The sequence below is a fragment of the Brevundimonas sp. Marseille-Q4549 genome, assembly GCF_976940555.1.
The window spans coordinates 2,459,533-2,477,987 of record NZ_CDRHXG010000001.1 but is presented as its reverse complement, the minus strand read 5'-3'; the positions used below and the strand labels follow the sequence as shown (position 1 = coordinate 2,477,987).

20 protein-coding genes are annotated in these 18,455 nt (G+C 67.1%); 12 read left to right on the top strand and 8 right to left on the bottom strand.

Features of this window, described 5'->3' with window-relative positions; translation table 11 throughout:
- Positions 1-161: 161 nt before the first annotated feature.
- Positions 162-1,379, bottom strand: coding sequence for an LL-diaminopimelate aminotransferase (locus tag ACWPV3_RS12280; protein ID WP_453978045.1), 1,218 nt, complete (start codon positions 1,377-1,379; stop codon positions 162-164).
- Between the two features lie 186 nt (positions 1,380-1,565).
- Here ACWPV3_RS12280 and ACWPV3_RS12275 point away from each other — a divergent pair, with 186 nt between their 5' ends.
- From ACWPV3_RS12275 to ACWPV3_RS12240, 8 genes are all read left to right on the top strand, one after another.
- Complete coding sequence (locus tag ACWPV3_RS12275; protein ID WP_453978044.1) at positions 1,566-1,688, top strand: hypothetical protein; 123 nt, start codon at positions 1,566-1,568, stop codon at positions 1,686-1,688.
- Between the two features lie 107 nt (positions 1,689-1,795).
- The gene (locus ACWPV3_RS12270; RefSeq protein WP_453978043.1) at positions 1,796-3,166 is read left to right on the top strand and encodes a class II 3-deoxy-7-phosphoheptulonate synthase; all 1,371 of its coding nucleotides are present in this window, start codon (positions 1,796-1,798) and stop codon (positions 3,164-3,166) included.
- A 118-nt stretch (positions 3,167-3,284) separates the two neighbouring features.
- Positions 3,285-3,860 carry a prephenate dehydratase domain-containing protein gene (locus tag ACWPV3_RS12265; protein WP_453978042.1) on the top strand — a complete coding sequence of 192 codons (576 nt, stop codon included), beginning with the start codon at positions 3,285-3,287 and terminating at the stop codon, positions 3,858-3,860.
- Between the two features lie 280 nt (positions 3,861-4,140).
- Positions 4,141-4,899 (top strand): chorismate mutase, encoded by a 759-nt coding sequence (locus ACWPV3_RS12260; RefSeq protein ID WP_453978041.1) that lies wholly within the window; start codon positions 4,141-4,143, stop codon positions 4,897-4,899.
- A gap of 145 nt (positions 4,900-5,044) precedes the next feature.
- Entirely contained in the window at positions 5,045-5,701 is a 657-nt protein-coding gene (locus tag ACWPV3_RS12255; protein WP_453978040.1) for an SPOR domain-containing protein, read from the top strand.
- Between the two features lie 117 nt (positions 5,702-5,818).
- Entirely contained in the window at positions 5,819-6,655 is an 837-nt protein-coding gene (locus tag ACWPV3_RS12250) for a division plane positioning ATPase MipZ (RefSeq protein ID WP_292088613.1), read from the top strand.
- 26 nt (positions 6,656-6,681) lie between these two features.
- Positions 6,682-7,101, top strand: coding sequence for a molecular chaperone DnaJ (locus ACWPV3_RS12245; RefSeq protein WP_453978039.1), 420 nt, complete (start codon positions 6,682-6,684; stop codon positions 7,099-7,101).
- A 59-nt stretch (positions 7,102-7,160) separates the two neighbouring features.
- A complete protein-coding gene (locus ACWPV3_RS12240; protein ID WP_453978038.1) occupies positions 7,161-7,721 on the top strand; it encodes a DUF2239 family protein in 561 nt (186 codons plus the stop codon).
- A 21-nt stretch (positions 7,722-7,742) separates the two neighbouring features.
- Here ACWPV3_RS12240 and ACWPV3_RS12235 read toward each other — a convergent pair whose 3' ends face one another.
- Genes ACWPV3_RS12235 through ACWPV3_RS12225 form a run of 3 tightly spaced genes read right to left on the bottom strand, consistent with a single transcriptional unit; the run spans position 7,743 to position 9,867 of the window.
- Complete coding sequence (locus ACWPV3_RS12235) at positions 7,743-8,369, bottom strand: hypothetical protein (protein WP_453978037.1); 627 nt, start codon at positions 8,367-8,369, stop codon at positions 7,743-7,745.
- A 6-nt stretch (positions 8,370-8,375) separates the two neighbouring features.
- Positions 8,376-9,380 carry a cobaltochelatase subunit CobS gene (cobS, locus tag ACWPV3_RS12230; RefSeq protein WP_453978036.1) on the bottom strand — a complete coding sequence of 335 codons (1,005 nt, stop codon included), beginning with the start codon at positions 9,378-9,380 and terminating at the stop codon, positions 8,376-8,378.
- Positions 9,381-9,438: 58 nt separating this feature from the next.
- A complete protein-coding gene (locus ACWPV3_RS12225) occupies positions 9,439-9,867 on the bottom strand; it encodes an organic hydroperoxide resistance protein (RefSeq protein WP_453978035.1) in 429 nt (142 codons plus the stop codon).
- 135 nt (positions 9,868-10,002) lie between these two features.
- Between ACWPV3_RS12225 and ACWPV3_RS12220 the strand changes: the two genes are divergently transcribed.
- Both ACWPV3_RS12220 and prfB read left to right on the top strand, forming a co-directional pair.
- Positions 10,003-12,414: a penicillin-binding protein 1A gene (locus ACWPV3_RS12220; RefSeq protein WP_453978034.1), complete on the top strand. Its 2,412-nt coding sequence runs from the start codon at positions 10,003-10,005 to the stop codon at positions 12,412-12,414.
- Between the two features lie 121 nt (positions 12,415-12,535).
- Positions 12,536-13,658, top strand: a protein-coding gene (gene prfB, locus ACWPV3_RS12215) for a peptide chain release factor 2 (RefSeq protein WP_292088605.1) whose coding sequence is annotated in 2 segments (ribosomal slippage) — positions 12,536-12,604 and positions 12,606-13,658 — 1,122 coding nt in all. Because the reading frame shifts where the segments join, the coding sequence is not laid out codon by codon here.
- A gap of 133 nt (positions 13,659-13,791) precedes the next feature.
- On the opposite strand, the gene ACWPV3_RS12210 is transcribed toward prfB, so the two are convergent.
- The 4 genes from ACWPV3_RS12210 to tyrS form a co-directional block, all read right to left on the bottom strand.
- Complete coding sequence (locus ACWPV3_RS12210) at positions 13,792-14,316, bottom strand: bactofilin family protein (protein WP_453978033.1); 525 nt, start codon at positions 14,314-14,316, stop codon at positions 13,792-13,794.
- Positions 14,317-14,429: 113 nt separating this feature from the next.
- A complete protein-coding gene (locus tag ACWPV3_RS12205; RefSeq protein WP_292088602.1) occupies positions 14,430-14,891 on the bottom strand; it encodes a peroxiredoxin in 462 nt (153 codons plus the stop codon).
- A complete protein-coding gene (locus ACWPV3_RS12200) occupies positions 14,881-15,246 on the bottom strand; it encodes a GIY-YIG nuclease family protein (RefSeq protein WP_292088601.1) in 366 nt (121 codons plus the stop codon). The genes ACWPV3_RS12205 and ACWPV3_RS12200 overlap by 11 nt, the downstream gene beginning before the upstream one ends.
- 44 nt (positions 15,247-15,290) lie before the next feature.
- Positions 15,291-16,544, bottom strand: coding sequence for a tyrosine--tRNA ligase (gene tyrS, locus ACWPV3_RS12195; RefSeq protein ID WP_453978032.1), 1,254 nt, complete (start codon positions 16,542-16,544; stop codon positions 15,291-15,293).
- Positions 16,545-16,744: 200 nt separating this feature from the next.
- On the opposite strand from tyrS, the gene ACWPV3_RS12190 reads away from it, so the two are divergent.
- Both ACWPV3_RS12190 and ACWPV3_RS12185 read left to right on the top strand, forming a co-directional pair.
- Positions 16,745-17,251: a DOMON-like domain-containing protein gene (locus ACWPV3_RS12190; protein ID WP_453978031.1), complete on the top strand. Its 507-nt coding sequence runs from the start codon at positions 16,745-16,747 to the stop codon at positions 17,249-17,251.
- A complete protein-coding gene (locus ACWPV3_RS12185) occupies positions 17,248-18,450 on the top strand; it encodes an exo-beta-N-acetylmuramidase NamZ family protein (RefSeq protein WP_453978030.1) in 1,203 nt (400 codons plus the stop codon). Before ACWPV3_RS12190 ends, ACWPV3_RS12185 begins: the two co-directional genes overlap by 4 nt.
- The last annotated feature ends 5 nt before the right edge of the window (positions 18,451-18,455 follow it).

Below are 18,455 nucleotides of genomic sequence, written 5' to 3'. Positions count from 1 at the left end.
CGCTGCCGCCAAGCGTACGCCATTTGAGCGCAGAGTTTTCATTTGAAGCCTCCAGAGGACCAATCTCCTCGCAAAAGATTGGGCATCGAACGGGCGCGCTTGCAACTATCTGTATTTATCAATGATCCGTGATGCGAGAATTTTCGTGACCGGTCTCGATTTCAAATCCCCGCGTCTTCCCGGCCCGGCGGCACGTTGACGCCCATGGATTTCAGATAGGTCTTGATGTTGCGGGCGGCCTGGCGAATGCGCTGTTCGTTCTCGACCAGGGCGATGCGGACGAAGCCTTCGCCGTTCTCGCCATAGCCGACGCCCGCCGCGACCGCGACCTTGGCGTGGGTCAGGAGCTGTTTGGAGAACTCCAGGCTGCCCAGATGCGCCAGCGCCGGGGGCAGGGGCGCCCAGGCGAACATCGAGGCGGCGGGTTTGGGCACCTCCCACCCCGCGCGGGCGAAACTGTCCACCAGCACGTCGCGACGGCGGTGATAGAGTTCGCGGTTCTGGTCCACGATCTCCTGCGGCCCGTTCAGCGCCGCGCAGGCCGCCGCCTGAATGGGGGTGAAGGCGCCGTAGTCGAGATAGGACTTCACCCGCGCCATGGCCGCGATCAGCGTCTTGTTGCCGACGGCGAAGCCGATGCGCCAGCCGGCCATGCTGTAGGTCTTGCTGAGGGAGGTGAACTCCACCGCCACGTCCTTGGCGCCCGGCACCTGCAGGATCGAGACGGTCGGCTTGCCGTCGTAATAGAGTTCCGAATAGGCCAGGTCGCTGATGATCCACAGGTCGTTGGCCTTGGCGAAGGCGACGACGCGTTCGTAGAAGGCCAGGTCCACCGTCTCCGCCGTTGGATTGGACGGATAGTTCATGACCAGGATCTTCGGGCGCGGCACGGTGTAGGCCATGGCCCGCTCCAGCGCCTCGAAATAGCGTTCGTCCGGCGTGGTGGGCACGCTGCGGATGGCCGCGCCCGCGATGATGAAGCCGAAGGTGTGGATCGGATAGGACGGATTGGGCGCCAAGACCACGTCGCCCGGCTCGGTGATGGCGGTGGCCAGGCTGGCCAGACCTTCCTTGGAGCCCATGGTGACGATCACCTCGGTCTCGGGATCCAGATCGACGCCGAAACGGCGGCCGTAATAGTTGGCCTGGGCGCGACGCAGGCCGGGAATGCCCTTGGACTGCGAATAGCCGTGGGCGTCCGGCTTCTGCGCCACCTCGACCAGTTTGGCGATGACGTGCGGCGGCGGCGGCAGGTCGGGATTGCCCATGCCCAGGTCGATGACGTCCTCGCCGGCCGCACGGGCTGCGGCGCGCATGGCGTTGACCTCCGCGATCACATACGGGGGCAGGCGCTTCATGCGGTAGAATTCTTCGGACATCGGCTTTGCAAACGGCGGGGGAGGGAGAGGGCGGCGCCAGCGAGGGTGGACGAACCCACCTTACGATACAAAAACCTGGCGCGGATCAAGCGCGATGCGGCCGAAACGTGTGGGCGGGGCGCAGAATGGCGTCCAGCTTGCAAGAATATGGCGTCGAAGGCCGCGATGCGAATGGACTGCGACGCGTTGTCCCCGATACGAACGGTCGGGCCGCCGGGGCGTTATGCGTCCATGTCTCTGTTCGCCAACATCCTGATCGGCCTCCATCGCCTGACCAAATATCTGACCCGCAAGGAGCGGTTGCTCTGATCCGCCTGCGGCAGGAAAGGCGCCGTTTATCGAAGAAGCGTGGCGTCGTGGCGAAATCTGTCCGTCCTTGCGTTGTTTGAAGGGGCTGGACGCTCTATTCTTGCCGGATGACACGCTGGACCCCCGAAAGCTGGAGAACCAAGACCGCCCTGCATATGCCGGCGGACTATCCCGACGCGCAGGCCCTGACCGCCGTCGAGGACGAACTGCGCGCCCTGCCGCCGCTCGTCTTCGCAGGCGAGGCGCGGCGCCTGACGTCGAAACTGGCGCAGGTTGAGCGGGGCGAGGCCTTCCTGCTCCAGGGCGGCGACTGCGCCGAGAGCTTCAAGGAGTTCTCGACCGACAACATCCGCGACACCTTCCGTCTGATCCTGCAGATGGCGGTGGTCCTGACCTTCGCCGGCCGCAAGCCGGTGGTGAAGGTGGGCCGCATCGCCGGACAGTTCGCCAAGCCGCGCTCCTCGCCGCTGGAAGAGATCGACGGCGTGGAACTGCCCAGCTATCGCGGCGACATCATCAACGGCATGGGCTTCACGCCCGAGGAACGCGCGCCCGATCCGCAGCGTCTGATCCGGGCCTATAATCAGTCGGCCTCGACGCTGAACCTGCTGCGGGCCTTCGCTGGCGGCGGCTATGCCGATCTGTACAACATCCATCGCTGGACCCTGGGCTTCGCCGGAGACAACGCCGCCGGCGCCCAGTACCGCGAACTGGCCGACAAGATCACCGAGGCCCTGGCCTTCATGGAGGCGGTCGGCGTCACGCCCGAGACCCACCCGGACCTGAGCCGGGTCGAGGTCTTCACCAGCCACGAAGCCCTGCTGCTCAACGTCGAAAGCGCCCTGACGCGGCTGGACGGCTCCACTGGAGAATGGTTCGACACCTCGGCCCATATGCTGTGGATCGGCGAGCGCACGCGCCAGCTGGACGGCGCCCACGTCGAGTTCATGAAGGGGATCAAGAACCCCATCGGCGTCAAGTGCGGCCCGACCATGACGGCCGACGATCTGCTGCCGCTGATCGACGCGCTGAACCCGGACAATGTGTCGGGCCGTCTGACGCTGATCGGCCGCTTCGGTCACGACAAGGTGGGCGAGCGCCTGCCCAAGCTGATGCGCGAGGTGAAGGCGTCGGGTCGCAAGGTGATCTGGTCCATCGACCCGATGCACGGCAATACGCTGAAGGCCGGCAACGGCTACAAGACCCGGCCGTTCGACCGGATCCTGGGCGAGGTTCGCACCTTCATCGACGTGGCGGAGGCGGAAGGGGTGCACCCCGGCGGCGTCCACCTGGAGATGACCGGCCAGAACGTCACCGAATGCATCGGCGGCGCCCAGGCCGTGACCGAGGACGACCTGTCCAACCGCTATCACACCCACTGCGACCCGCGCCTGAACGCCGACCAGGCGCTGGAGCTGGCCTTCCTGGTGGCCGAGCGGCTGAAGGCGGGGCGGATCAGCCGGTCGGAAGCGGCCTAGTTCAGGTCTGGAAAGACGGGCGGGCGCGATCCCGCCCGGACGCCTAAAATGGGACCAATCCCGCCACGGTGACGCCATGGACGCATCGCCATCTGGGCTGAGGTCTCGAGAGAGCATTATGACGGCAACGGCCCCCATCGACGAACAGCCCGGCCGGGTGGCCTATCAGGGCGCGCCCGGTTCGTTCAGCCATGAGGCCTGTGTGGCCTTGCGGCCCTGGGACATTCCGGTCGCCTTCGAGACCTTCGCCCAGGCGCTGGAATCGATCCGGAGCGGCGACTGCGGCTGCGCCTTGATCCCGGTCGAGAACTCCACCATCGGCGTGGTCGAACCCGCCGCAAGCCTGGTGCGTGAAATGGGTTTGACGCCGGCCGCAGAGGTGTGGCGTCCGATCCGCCACGCTCTGATGGCCGTCGACGGCGCCCGTCTTTCGGATATCCGCACGGTCGAGAGCCACCCCATCGCCCTGGCTCAGTGTCGGGCCAATCTGGCGAGCCTGCCCGTCGAGGTGGTTGAACATTACGACACCGCCGGCGCGGCGCGCGACGTGGCCGAGGCCGGCGACCCGACGCGGGCCGCCATCGCCCCTACCGGCGCGGCCGAGGTGTATGGTCTGTCGATCCTGCGCAACGATTTGCAGGATTCCAGCGATAATCAGACGCGTTTCGTTCTTTTGACGGCTGTCGAGGGTTGACGGCGCAAGGTCTTTGCGTCCTTAACAACCTCACGGATCGCCGACGATCCGCATAACCGGACCAGGACCCATGTCCCGCCAGCGCGTTCTTTCTGTTTCCATCGACCGTTCGCGCGCGGTTTCCGGCTATTATTTCGGCTACGGCTTTTACGGCTTTCGATACGCCGGCTGAGGCGTCGGGCGCACTCTGTCCCTGACCGTCTCGCCGGCGACCGCCCTGGACCAGGGCGGCTGTCCGCATTCGCACATCGAAATTCCCCCATGCCGAAAGACCGAACCCATGTCCAAATCCAACCTGCAGCAAGTATGGCCCGACGTGGCTGAGCCGACCCCGGAACAGCAAGCCCTGGCGGCGCTGCGCGCCGAGATCGACAGCCTGGATGACCAGATCCTGGAGCTGTTCGAGCAGCGCTTGGCCGTCGCCGCCACGGTCGGCCGCGCCAAGGATGCGCCCAGCGGCCCCCACACCAAGCTGCGCCCCGACCGCGAACAGACCGTGCTGTCGCGGATGCTGTCCAAATGCCAACCCGAGAACGCAGAAGCGGTCGAGCATCTGTGGCGCGAGATCGTCGGCTGGGGCCTGGCGCGCCAGGGCCGGCTTCAGGTCCAGGTGTGGGCCCCGATCGAGCCGACCCGCGCCTATGACGGCGCCCGCCTGCGGTTCGGCGCCGCCGCCGACATCAAGATGGTGCGCGATCCGCAAAAGGCGCTGGCCTTCGCCGCCGAGGGTCATGGCGTCGCCGTCCTGGCCGTCAATACCGAGGACGCCTGGTGGATGGGCCTTCGTCGCGAATGGTCGATGCTGAGCGTCTTCGACGGTTACGGCGGCGAGACGCCGACGTCTCTGGCCGTGGGCAAGATCGATCCGCCGGCTCTGCCCAAGGGCCGCCGCGTGGTCGTCACCGCCGGCGGCGACGCGGGCGACGGCGGCGGCCCGCGGCGCTGGGGTCTGAACACCCACCACGGCTGGACCATCGCCTTGACCGACGCGGAACTGGCGCCGGGCGACGCCGAGGGCTGCGTCGGCGCCATCGGCTGATCCCTTCGTTTGACACGATCAGGGGCCGCATCCGGGAACGGGTGCGGCCCTTCGACTGTTCAGGGCGCAGGGTGAAGCAATTAACCCTGCGGCTTAAGCCTGTTGGTGAACCAGACTTCAAAGTCTGACCCTTAAGGACAAGGACATGACGCCCGCAGAAGCGACCCGTCCTTTCCTGATCCTCGTCGCCCTCAGCCTGGTTGGTTGCGGGGCGGTGGACGCCGATCCGCATCGATTCCGCGCCCTGGGCGATCAGGTCGCGGCCCTTGACGTGCCCCTGGAGGCGCCTGGGCGTGGCGACGCCGTGCCCGACAGACCGGCCAGGGCGCATGACGCTGGGCTGCGGCCGGCGACGTTCTCGCCCGTGAAGGTCTCGGTCATGAGCCCTGTGGAGATGTGGGACGCGCGGGACGCCCAGGCCCAGGGGCTGCGCGACGCGCTGAAGCCCATGGCGACGGCGATGCGGTCGCATAACACGTCGGCGCCTGAGCCTGAGCCCACGCCCGCCGCCGAGACCACGACTGTCGAACGCCCCAAGCCCGCCCTGCGTCCCGCCGTCATCCACGCCGAGGGTCGCACGGTGCAACTGGGCGCCTATTCCAGCGAGGCGGGCGCCCGCGAGGCGTGGCGCCGCCTCAAGGTCCGCGCCGACCTGGGCCAGTTGTCCCCCGTCTATGAAACCGTGCAGGTCGAGGGTCGGGTGCTGACGCGGCTGAAGGTCGGGCCGATCGCGGCGGAACAGGCCGCCGACCTGTGCCGCGCCGCCCAGGTGTCCGATCCCTGGTGCCGACGCGCGGGATGAAGTCCACAGGCATCCGTTAACGCCGCGTTGACGTTTGGCGCGATCCGCCCGACTCTGGGGATCGAAGGCCGCGCATGAGTTCCTGAGTCGCGTCGGCCGCCTTTAGAGGTCGCCTCAATGACGCAGCCGCATGTGATCGTCCTCGGCAACGAAAAGGGCGGGGCGGGCAAGTCCACCCTGGCCATCCACATAGTCACGGGCCTGCTGCACGCAGGCCGCAGCGTGGCGATCATCGACCTGGACCTGCGCCAGCGGTCGATGCAGCGCTTCTTCCTGAACCGGCAGGCTTGGCTGGCGGCGAACGCCGCCGACCTGCCGCAGCCGATGATCCCGGACATGGGCGACGGCAAGGCCCTGGCCAAGCTGGCGGCCGCAGATCAGATCGCCGCCTTCGAGCGTGCCTTCGACGAGGCCGTGACGGCCGGGGTGGATTGCATCCTGATCGACACCCCCGGCGGGGACACGGCGGTGTCCAACGCGGCCCACGCCCGCGCCGACCAGATCGTGACGCCGATGAACGACAGTTTCGTCGATTTCGACCTGCTGGGCGAGGTGGATCCGGTGTCGCTGGAGCTGTTGAAGCCCTCCATCTATTCCGAGAGCGTCTGGGAGGCGCGCAAGCAGCGCGCCATCAGCCAGGGCCGCCACGCCACGATCGATTGGCTGGTCGTGACCAACCGTCTGGCCGTCGCCGAGGCCCGCAACCGCAAGCGGCTGGAAGAGCGGATGAGCAAGCTGGCCAAGCGGGTTGGTTTCCGCGTCGGGCCGGGCCTGCGCGACCGGGTCATCTATCGCGAGCTGTTTCCGTTCGGCCTGACCGTCGCGGACCTGTCCAACGAGGTGCGGCCGGTGGCGGTGTCCCTGGCCCACGTCGCCGCGCGCCAGGAAATGCGCAATCTGATGATGGCCATGGGGCTGGAGCAGGTGCTGAACCCTTTGGACGTGGCGGCCTGACGGCCGACTGACGACAGGCTGACCCCGTGGGATTGATCGGCCTGGCCCTGGCGGCGATCGCCGTCTGGGCCCTGGTTCGGCTCGGTCGCCAGACTGAGAGGCGCGGGCGCGGCCATTGGCGGGTGACGGCGACGCTGTTGGGGTCGGTCATGCTGGCCGGCGGCGCCCTGGCGGCTTTTCGCGGGGCGTGGCTGCTGGCTGCGGGACTGGCGGGAGCGGGGCTCTATGTCGCCTGGGCCTCGCGCACGCGCATCCTGCCCCGAACCGAGCCGATCAGCGAGGCCGAGGCGCGCGCCGTCCTGGGCGTCGGCCCCAGGGCCACGGAGGCCGAAATCCGCGCCGCCTGGAAACGCGCCATGGCCCGCGCCCATCCCGATCAGGGCGGCACCGAAGGTCTGGCGACCCGCGTCAACGCTGCGCGCGACCGATTGCTAGGCCGTCGCTGAGGCTTCTATAAAATCCGGGTAATATTGACGGGCGGAGCAGGCGGCGTTAGTTCGGCGACATGATCCCGAACCCCGACCTGGACTGCGCCATCTTCGCCGGCGACCGACTGATCGCCCGAGGCGCGCCGCGCGCCGTTCTGCCGGCCATGAAGGCGGCCAGCGAGGCGGGAGAGACCGTCCTGGCCTTCGATCTGGCGACCGGCCGCACGGTTGAGTTCGACCTGCGCGGCGACCTGGAGACGGCGCTGGGGCGGCTGCCCGAAGCGGAGATCGAACCGAAGAAGGGGCCGGGCCGTCCGAAGCTGGGGGTGACGGCGCGCGAGGTGACGCTGCTGCCCCGGCACTGGGATTGGCTATCCGGCCAGTCGGGCGGCGCCTCGGCCACGCTGCGCAAGATGGTCGAAACGGCCATGCGCGAAGCCGAAGGCCCCGACCGCCGCCGCCGCGCGCGCGAGGCGACCTATCGGTTCATGACAGCCATGGCCGGCGATCTGCCGAACTATGAGGAGGCGACGCGCATGCTGTTCGCCGGCGACCGGACGGCGTTCGAGGCGGCGGTGGAAGGCTGGCCCGAGGGGGGAAGGGACACCGCCCTGGCGATGGCCGCGCCTAGCTGGTGAAAAGGCACAGGGATTCTCTGATCAACTGGCCGGCGGACTGAACTTGTCTGTCGTTTCAAGGATCAGGATCAGCGCCAGCATATCCTTCGCGGTCAGGCGAGCGCCACGATAACCTGCACAGCAGGGCGGTGGGATAGGAGTGTTCACCGCTCGAACTGTCCAGGCGTCGTATTCGATGGCCGCCACAGAATAGACGATGATCGCCGGTGTGAATGGCGGTCGGCCCAGCAAGCATGTGACCGGAGCAAGCGGTTCGCCGAGGACGGTCGGAGACGGCAGGCCTTGAGGCCAGGCTTGCACATCTTCGTATTTGGCGATGCCGGGCAGTCGCGGACCCATTTGAAGATGCAGCTTGGAAGGCAGACTCCGGCACCATCCATTCGTCAGCGGTGCGTCCTGCTTCGGCGAAAAGGACAGATAGGCCACGGGCTGACCGTCTTCCTGGTACTCGCAAAACGTCCCGGCAGCGGTGGAATCCTCAGGCGAGCCATTGCGTGAACCGACCAAGACCGCGTCGGGAAGAGACTTTGGGCAAAGAAAGCCGGACTGATGCCGCAGCCCCTCGGCCTCGACTGTGAAAGCCTGGGTCGCCTGGTTGTCGAGGGCGGGCTGTAGCGCGAGGAACGCCGCCGCAATCCATGCCGCCATTGGCCCTTACCCCACCTTCACCCGCGTCGCCGCTTCGGGCAGGTCTTCACCGAAGGCGCGCTGGTAGAACTCGGCGATGGTGGGGCGTTCCAGTTCGTCGCACTTGTTCAGGAAGGTCAGGCGGAAGCTGAGGGCCACATCGCCGCCGAAGATGATGGCGTTCTGGGCCCAGGTGATGACCGTGCGCGGCGACATGACGGTGGAGATGTCGCCGTTCATGAAGGCGTTACGGGTCATGTCGGCGACGCGGACCATGGCGGCGATGCGGCGACGGCCCTCGGCGTCGGCCCATTCCGGCACCTTGGCGGCGACGATCTCGGCTTCCACGTCGTGATCAAGGTAGTTCAGCGTGGTGACGATGTTCCAGCGGTCCAACTGGGCCTGATTGATCTGTTGCGCGCCGTGATAGAGGCCCGTGGTGTCGCCCAGGCCGATGGTGTTGGTCGTGGCGAACAGGCGGAAATAGCGGTTGGGCCGGATGACGCGGTTCTGGTCCAGCAGGGTCAGGCGGCCTTGCGCCTCCAGCACGCGCTGGATCACGAACATCACGTCCGGGCGGCCTGCGTCATATTCGTCGAAGACCAGGGCCACGGGGCGTTGCAGCGACCAGGGCAGGATACCCTCGCGGAACTCGGTGATCTGTTTGCCGTCCTTCAGGACGATGGCGTCCTTGCCGATCAGATCGATGCGGCTGACGTGGCTGTCCAGGTTCACGCGCACCAGCGGCCAGTTCAGGCGTGCGGCGACCTGTTCGATATGGGTCGACTTGCCGGTGCCGTGATAGCCCTGGACCATGACGCGGCGGTCGAAGGCGAAGCCCGCGCAGATGGCGATCGTCGTCTGGGGATCGAAGCGATAGGCCTCGTCGATCTCGGGCACATGGCTGTCGCGCTCGGCGAAGGCGGGCACGGTCATGTCGCTGTCGATCCCGAACGCCTCGCGCAGCGTCACGCGACGGGCGGGTTCCAGGGTGATCAGCGGATCGGGGGAGGCGTCGAGCGGGGAGGTCATGGCCTTCCTCTAGAGGCGCCGCGCGCGCGGCTCAACACGCGCGCGGGCCTTGATCGCCTTATTTCGCGCTGAGGCGCACGTCCACATTGCCCCGCGTGGCGTTGGAGTAGGGGCAGACCTGGTGAGCCTTTTCGATCAGGTCGTCGATCACCGCCTGGTCCAGGCCATGGTCGGTGACGGTCAGGTCGACGTCCAGGTTGAAGCCTTCGCCCCGGGTGTTCTTGCCGAAGCCGACGCCGGCCGTGACCTTGGTGTCGGGGCTGACGGGCGTGCCGGCCTTGCCGCTGACCAGACGCAGGGCGCCCAGATAGCAGGCCGCATAACCGGTGGCGAAAAGCTGTTCGGGGTTGGTGCCGTCGCCGCCCTTGCCGCCCATCTCCCTGGGCGTGGACAGTCTTACGTCGATTTTTCCGTCGTCGGTGGTGGAACGGCCGTCTTCGCGGCCTCCGCCGGAGGCGGTGGCCTGGGCGCGATACAGAACTTCCATGGTGACTCCTTGGGCTGGAAGACCAGAGATGGGCGTTCAACGGCGAAGGCCAAGGGGGCGTTGCATCGTCGCTCTAGCCATCGACGGGCGACGCGGGCTAAAGCACCCTTTCGGGGCGCGTCGTCGGAGAACGCAGTGAAGATTGCCGAACGCTGGTTCGTGTGGGCGGGCATGGTTCTGCTGGGCGCCATCGCCCTGGCGGGGCTTGTGGTCGCCGTCTATGCGGCGTGGCTGTTCCACGACCTGCCGGACGCTTCGGAGCTGGCCGACTATCGCCCGCCGACCGCGACGCGCGTCTATGCCGGGGACGGCACCCTGATAGGCGAGTTTTCGGACGAACGCCGCATCTATGTCTCCTACGACCAGATTCCGACGACGGTGATCCACGCCTTCCTGGCGGCCGAGGATCGCAACTTCTTCCAGCACGGCGGCATCGACGTGGGTGGACTGGGGCGGGCTTCGTTGAAGAACGTCTTCAACTTCGCCGCCGGCCGGCGGCTGGAGGGCGGATCGACCATCACCCAGCAGGTGGCCAAGAACGTCCTGCTGACCAATGAATCCAGCCTGAACCGCAAGCTGAAGGAAGCCATCCTGGCCAACCGGCTGGAGGCGACCCTGTCCAAGCGGCAGATCCTGGAACTGTATCTGAACGAAATCTTCCTGGGCTATCGGTCGTTCGGCATCGCCTCGGCGGCCTACAACTATTTCGGCAAGTCGCTGGCCCAGCTGACGCCGGACGAGGCGGCCTTCCTGGCGTCCCTGCCCAAGGGGCCGAACAACTATCATCCCAAACGCCACCCCGGCGCGGCCAAGGGCCGGCGCGACTGGGTGCTGGGCGAAATGGAACAGAGCGGCTGGCTGACGCCGGAGCAACTGGTCGAGGCCCGCGCGAAGCCTCTGGTCACGCGTAATGCGCCGCAACGCGCCGACTACAAGGACGCCGACTTCTTCGTGGAGGAGGCGCGTCGTCAGGCCGCCGCCAATCCGCAGTTCGGCGAACAGTTGCGCGCTGGCGGCTTCTATATGCGCACCACCCTTGATCCGACGCTGCAGACGGCGGCCCGCGAGGCGTTGATGCAGGGGCTGGAAAACTATGACCGCCGTCACGGCTGGCGCGGCGGATGGGGCACGACCGATTTCGCCGAGGGCTGGCAGGCCCAGGCCCTGAAGGAACAGGCGCCGCCGGAACGCCGCACCTGGGAAGCCGCCGCCATCGAGAGCGTCAGCGGAAACACCGTGCGCATCCGCACGGCCAAGAGCGACAAGAGCGGCACCCTGCTGGCCGCCGACGCCGCCTGGGCCAACGCCAACCGTCAACTGCGACGCGGCGAGCTGATCTTCGTGGAGCCGCGCGGAGGGCAATACGCGCTGAAGCAGGTGCCGCGCGTCAACGGCGCCCTGGTGGCGGTGGAGCCGCAGTCGGGCCGGGTGCTGGCGATGGTCGGGGGCTATTCCTACGCCCTGTCCAGCTTCAACCGCGCGACCCAGGCCAGGCGTCAGCCGGGTTCGGCGTTCAAGCCCTTCGTCTATGCGACGGCGCTGGAGGGCGACTTCACTCCGGCCTCCATCGTGCTGGATGCGCCGATCAGCTTCGCCGGCGGACCGAACGGCCAACGCTGGACGCCCGAGAACTATAGTCGGCAATATTATGGTCCGCAGACCCTGCGGCGCGGGCTGGAGCTGTCGCGCAACGTCATGACGGTGCGGCTGGCCTCATCGGTCGGCATGCCCAAGATCGTCGATCTGTCGGCCAAGATGGGTATTCCGGGCCTATCGCCGAACCTGTCGGTGTCTCTGGGCGCCGGTGAGGTGACGCCGCTGGAGATCACGGCCGCCTACGCCGCCTTCGCCAACGGCGGCCGCCGGATAAACCCCTACCTGATCGACTACGTCCAGGACCGGGATGGAGAGACCATCTTCCGCGCCGACAACCGCAGCTGCCGCGAATGCGGGCGGGGGTTCTCGGGCCAGGAATCGCCTCGGCTGCAGCCACGCGGCACGCAGGTCATCGACCCGATCACCGCCTATCAGATCAGCTCCATGCTGGAAGGCGTGGTCCAGCGCGGCACCGCCGCCAGCGCGCGCGGCCTGGGGCCGTGGGTCGCGGGCAAGACGGGCACGACCAACGAATACCGCTCGGCCTGGTTCGTGGGCTTCACCACCGACATCGTGGTCGGCGTCTTCATCGGCTTCGACGACAACCGCTCCTTGGGATCGGGGGAGGCGGGGGCTTCGGCGGCCGTGCCGGTCTTCACCCAGTTCATGCAGTCGGCCCTGAAGGAACGGCCCGCGCGGCCCTTCGTGCGGCCAAAGAACGCCGTGTTCCGCATGGTCAACGGCATCGAGGAAGCCTTCCGCCCCGGCACCGAACGTCAGGCACCGCCGCCGGTCCAGGCCCCGGCCGCGCCGGTCGGACCGCAGAACTATTATGACGTGATCCGCCGCGAGCAGGAGGCCGCGTCCAGTGCGCCGGCCGCCGGCCCGGCCCCGACCGCGCCGCCGCCGCCGAAGAAGGCGCCGGCCGAGGACTTGAGCGGGCTCTACTGACGCTCTAGTTAGGGCTATCGAACGGCGTGTCCTCGTGACGCGCCGTTCTTTCATTATCCTTGCCCTATCGCGCGGCCTGCGGGCCTTGCTACTTGAGGGCTAACTGTCGCTGGAGATTGCGATGAGACCGGATGTCGAGGCCATGAAGGCCGACATCGAGCAGAGCGTCGCTCTGCTCAGGAGGCGTCTTTGACTGGGACGCCGCTGTCAGAAAGCTCGATGAGCTGAACGCCCGGGTCGAGGACCCGACTTTATGGGACAGGCCTGACGAGGCCCAGGCCGTCAGCCGCGACCGATCACGGCTGGAAGGCCAGATCAACACCGTCAAACAGATGGAGCAGGATCTCGAGGACGGGGTCATGCTGGCTGAAATGGCCGACGAGGAAGGCGACGAGGGCGCGCTGGAAGACGCCCGCGAGTCGCTGCGCGGCATCAAGGACCGCGCCGCCCGTGCCGAGCTGGAGGCCCTGCTGTCAGGCGAGGCCGACGGCAACGACGCCTATCTGGAAGTGAACTCGGGCGCCGGAGGCACGGAGTCGAACGACTGGGCCGGCATGCTGCTGCGGATGTACACCCGCTGGGCCAAGGCCCACGGCTACGAGGTGACGATCGAGGCCGAGGAAGAGGGCGAGCAGGCGGGGGTCAAGTCGGCCACGGTCCTGATCAGCGGCCCCAACGCCTATGGATGGCTGAAGTCGGAATCGGGCGTGCACCGCCTGGTCCGCATCAGCCCTTATGATGCGGCGGCCAAGCGCCACACCAGCTTCGCCTCCATCGGGGTTTCGCCGGTGGTGGATGACACGATCGAGATCGACATCAACCCCTCGGACGTGCGGACCGACACCTATCGCGCGTCCGGCGCGGGCGGTCAGCACATCAACAAGACGGACTCGGCGGTTCGCCTGACGCACATTCCGACCAATACGGTCGTGTCGTGCCAGACGGGCCGTTCGCAGCACCAGAACCGCGACCAGGCATGGAAGATGTTGCGCGCGCGCCTCTATGAGCTGGAACTGCAGAAGCGCGAGGCGGCGGCTCAGGCCCTGAACGACGCCAAGACCGACATCGGCTGGGGCCACCAGATCCGATCCTACGTCCTGCAGCCCTATCAGATGGTCAAGGACCTGCGGACCGAGGTGGAGACATCGGACACCCAAGGCGTGCTGGACGGCGACCTGGACCCGTTCATGGGCGCAGCCCTGGCGGCTCGCGTCGGCCAGACCCGCGGTTCGACGGTCGAATAGGCGAAAGGGGCGGTCCCATGGACCGCCCCTTTCTTTTTGGGCTATCGGCCTTCGGCCTGCTTGAGCCCGTGTTGGCCGTCGTTCCGAGGCTGAGCGCAGCGAAGAAGCCGGAATGACGATTGTCCTGAATGTTTCAGACCGGAGACTTGGCTTCGGTCTTTTCGGGTTTGGGGACGGGGGTTTCCAGCATGGCGGCGCCGGGGGTGTCGCGCTTGGCCTGATTGCAGCGGCCCTGGAACCAGGCGCCCTGGTCGATGGCTAGCTGCTCCTGGGTGATGTCGCCCTCGACGCGGGCGGTGGCGTAGAGCTTGACCTGTTTGGCCACGATGGCGCCGGTGACACGGCCGCGCACCTCCAGGACGTCGGCATGAACCGTGCCCTCGACCGCGCCGCCTTCGCCAATGGTGACGCGGGCCACGCGGACGTCGCCCTTCAACGAGCCGTCGATCTGGAGCTCGCCCGCGCCGGAGATGTTGCCTTCGTACTTCACCCCGGCGGCGAGGGTGGACAGGTTGCTGGAGCGGACGGCGGGACGGGCCGGTTCCGGCGGCCGCGGCGCGGGCGCAGCGGCGAGGGGTTGAGCCGGCGTCGGCTCGGGCGCTGGCGGAATGCCGAGGCCCTGAGAGCCGGTGTCGTGGGATTTGCTCTTGGTGAACATGGTGCGCTCCGCATCTGCCAGCCAAGGCCGGCCAAGCCCCTAATAGCCCGAGGCGACACTAGGCTTGGGCTGGAGGCGCAGGTCAAGCACGGCTTGCGAACCGCGCTCGCCGATCACAGGCTCCTGACCGCCTCCAGCACGGCGGCGGCGTGGTCGGCGACCTTGACGTTGCGCCAGATGCGGGCGATCCGGCCCTCGGCGTCGATCAGGAAGGTGGCGCGCTCGATGCCCATATATTCGCGGCCATACAGCTTCTTCTGGACCCAGACGCCCCAGGCCTCGCAGGCGGCGCCGTCCTCGTCCGAGGCCAGGATGACGGCGAGATCGTATTTGGCCTTGAAGCGGTCGTGCTTCTTCACCGTGTCCCTGGATACGCCGATGACGGTCGCGTCCAGGGCGGCGAAGTCGGGGGCCAGGGCGGTGAAGTCCTGAGCCTCGCGCGTGCAGCCGGTCGTGTCGTCCTTGGGGTAGAAATAGACCACGGCAGGCTTGCCGCGCAGGGCGGCGAGCGAGACGCGGCCGCCGTTGTCGGCGGGCAGGTCCAGGGCGGGGGCGGGTTGGCCTTCATTGGTCATCGTGCGTCTCCTGTCCTCCGCTCATCCCCGCGAAGGCGGGGACCCAGTCCTTTGCATCCTTCAGTCCGCCAAGGCGAACAGGGTCGAAAAGGTCGCGCCAGTCCGGGTTCTGTTCCTCGATCAGTCGGAGCTTCCAACTCCGGTTCCACTTCTTGATCTGACGCTCGCGACGGAAGGCGCCTTCGCGCGTGTCATGCCGCTCGAACCAGACCAGCATATGAACGTCGTACCTGGCCGTGAATCCGGCGAAGGTCTTGTTCCTGTGCTGGGCCACGCGCTGAAGCAGATCGTCGGTGGAGCCCGTGTAGAGGGTTCCGTTTCGACGACTGGCCACGATGTAGGTGAAGAAGGCCACGCTTTGACACCTTCTGGGTCCCCGCCTTCGCGGGGATGAGCGGATTAGAGGGGTTTGACGAGCACGATCTTCTTCTTGCCGGCGGCCAGTTTGATCACGCCGTCCCTGGCGTCGGCCTCGGTCAGAAGCTGGGCGCCGTCGGAGATTGCGGCGTCGTTCAGGCGCAGGCCGCCGCCCTGAGCCAGGCGACGGGCCTCGCCGTTGGAGGCGGTCAACCCGGCCTTTGTCACGACGGCGGCGATCATGGCGCCGTAAACCTCGGCCGCCGGCAGTTCGACGGTCGGCAGGTCGGCCGAGACCTGTCCCTTTTCAAAGGCGGTTTCGGCGGCGGCGCGGGCGGTGGCGGCGGCCTCGGCGCCATGCAGGAGCGTGGTCGCGGCGTCGGCCAGGGCCTTCTTGGCGTCGTTGATGGCGGCGCCTTCCAGAGCCTCGTATTCCGCGATCTGCTCCAGCGACAGGTCGGTGAACAGACGCATGAAGCGGCCGACGTCGGCGTCCTCCGCGTTGCGCCAGAACTGCCAGTAGTCATAGGGACTGAGCTGTTCGGCGTTCAGCCAGACGGCGCCCTGGGCGGTCTTGCCCATCTTGCCGCCCGAGGCGGTGGTCAGCAGCGGGGTGGTCAGGCCGAAGGCGGCCTTCTGATCCACGCGCCGCACCAGATCGACGCCGGAAGTGATGTTGCCCCACTGGTCCGAGCCGCCCATTTGCAACGTGACCTTCAGGCTGCGGTTCAGTTCCAGGAAGTCCACAGACTGCATCAGCATGTAGTTGAATTCGAGGAAGGTCATCGGCTGCTCGCGCTCAAGCCGCAGCTTGACCGAGTCGAAGCTCAGCATCCGGTTGACGGTGAAATGGGTGCCGAAATCGCGCAGGAACTGGATGTAGCCATAGCCCGACAGCCAATCGTCGTTATTGACCATGACCGCATCGGTCGGGCCGTCGCCGAAGGTCAGGAATTTGGCGAAGACCGTCTGGATCGAGTCGATGTTGGCCTGGATCGTGTCCTGCGTCAGTTGCGGGCGCGAGGCGTCCTTGCCGGTCGGGTCGCCGACCTTGGTGGTGCCGCCGCCCATCAGGACGATGGGCTTTCCGCCCGCCTGCTGAAGGCGGCGCAGCATCATGATCTGGATCAGGCTGCCGACGTGCAGAGACGGCGCCGTAGCGTCGAACCCGATATAGGCGGAAACAACGCCCGCCGCCGCCGCCTCGTCCAGTTCGACGGGGTGGGTGATCTGGTGGATGTAGCCGCGCGCCTGAAGGGTGCGGAGGAAGTCGGACTTGAAGGCTGGTTCGGTCATGGCGGAGGCTCCGTTAGCAGGGATGCCGGCGGTCGTCTTCCATTTCCGAAGAGCGCGTCGCCAGCGAAGGCGGCGCGTGTTCGCGGGCCGCTCGCTTACAGCGGGCGGTAATACAGGCCGGCGATGGCGCGGGCGGCGAACATGGGGTCTCGGATAGAGCCCGACGTTGACCGGCGTCAAGCCTTCGCTACGAAGGCGGGATGCGGCTGCCCCTTATCCCCCATCCGACATCGCGCCACGACGGCCTGACTCTGGAGGCGGAGGCGCGGCGGCAGGGCGGTCGGCTCAGTCTGGACTATGCGTTGTCGGGGCCGGTGGAGGCGGTGCTGTGGCCGCAACAGGCGGCGCGGGTGCGGGCCGACGATCTGTGGCGTGCGACCTGTTTTGAGGCGTTCGCGGCGACGCCGGACGGCTATGTCGAATACAATCTGTCGCCGTCGGGGGCGTGGGCGGCCTATCGGTTCGCGGGGTATCGGCAGGGGATGCGGGTCTTCGACATGGCGGCGCCCTTCATCGTGACGCGCCGGGCGCCGGGACAGTTCGCGCTGACGGCCGACGTGACCCTGCCGGACCAGGCGACGGGGGCGCTGGGCCTGACCGCCGTGATCCAGGGAATGAACGGTTCGGTCGGATACTGGGCGCTGAGGCATTCCTCGGATAAGCCGGACTTTCATCACCCCGACTCCTTCGCGCTGGAACTGCCATGAACTTCGGTCTCGACCGCCTGCTGTCCGATGCTGCGCTTAGGGCGCCGTTGAAGGGGCGGCGCGTGGCGTTGCTGGCGCATCCGGCCTCGGTGACGCGCGACCTGACCCATGCGGTGGATGCGCTGGCCGCCTGTCCCGAGATCACCCTCAGCGCCGCCTTCGGGCCGCAGCACGGGATGAAGGGCGACCTGCAGGACAATATGATGGAGAGCCCGGATTATCGCGATCCGGTGTATGGCATCCCGGTCTTCAGCCTGTACGGCGAGGTGCGGCGGCCCAGGGACGAATGGATGGAGACGTTCGACGTCATCCTGATCGACCTGCAGGACCTGGGGTGCCGCATCTACACCTATGTCACGACCCTGCTCTATGTGCTGGAGGCGGCGGCGAAACACGGCAAGGCGGTCTGGGTGCTGGACCGGCCCAATCCGGCCGGGCGGCCGATCGAGGGGATGACGCTGAAGCCCGGATACGAGAGCTTCGTCGGGGCCGGGCCGATGCCGATGCGCCACGGCATGACGATGGGCGAACTGGGCCTGTGGTTCATCGACCACTTCAGGCTGGACGTCGAATACCGGGTGGTGGAGATGCAGGGCTGGGCGCCCGAGGCGGGGCCGGGCTTCGGCTGGCCGCTGGGCGAACGGTCGTGGGTCAACCCCAGCCCCAATGCGCCGAACCTGTCGATGGCGCGGGCCTATGCGGGCACGGTGATGCTGGAGGGGGCGACCCTGTCGGAAGGGCGGGGCACGACCCGGCCGCTGGAACTGTTCGGAGCGCCCGACATCGACGCGAGGGCGGTGATAGCGGAGATGCAGGCGCTGGCCCCGGAATGGCTGGGCGGCTGCGTCTTGCGCGACATGTGGTTCGAGCCGACCTTCCACAAGCACGTCGGAAAGCTGTGCAGCGGGGTGCAGATCCATGTCGATCCCCCCGCCTACGACCATGCCGCCTTCAAGCCGTGGCGGGTTCAGGCCCTGGGTTTCAAGGCGATCCGGCGGCTGTATCCCGATTACGACCTGTGGCGGGATTTTCCGTATGAGTATGCGTTCGGCAAACTGCCCATCGACGTGATCAACGGCGGGCCGGGCCTGCGAGAATGGGTGGACGACGCGGCGGCGACGCCAGGCGATCTGGATGCGGCGACGCAGCCCGACGAGGCGGCGTGGGACGAGACGCGCAGGCCGTTCTTGGTGTATTGATCGCG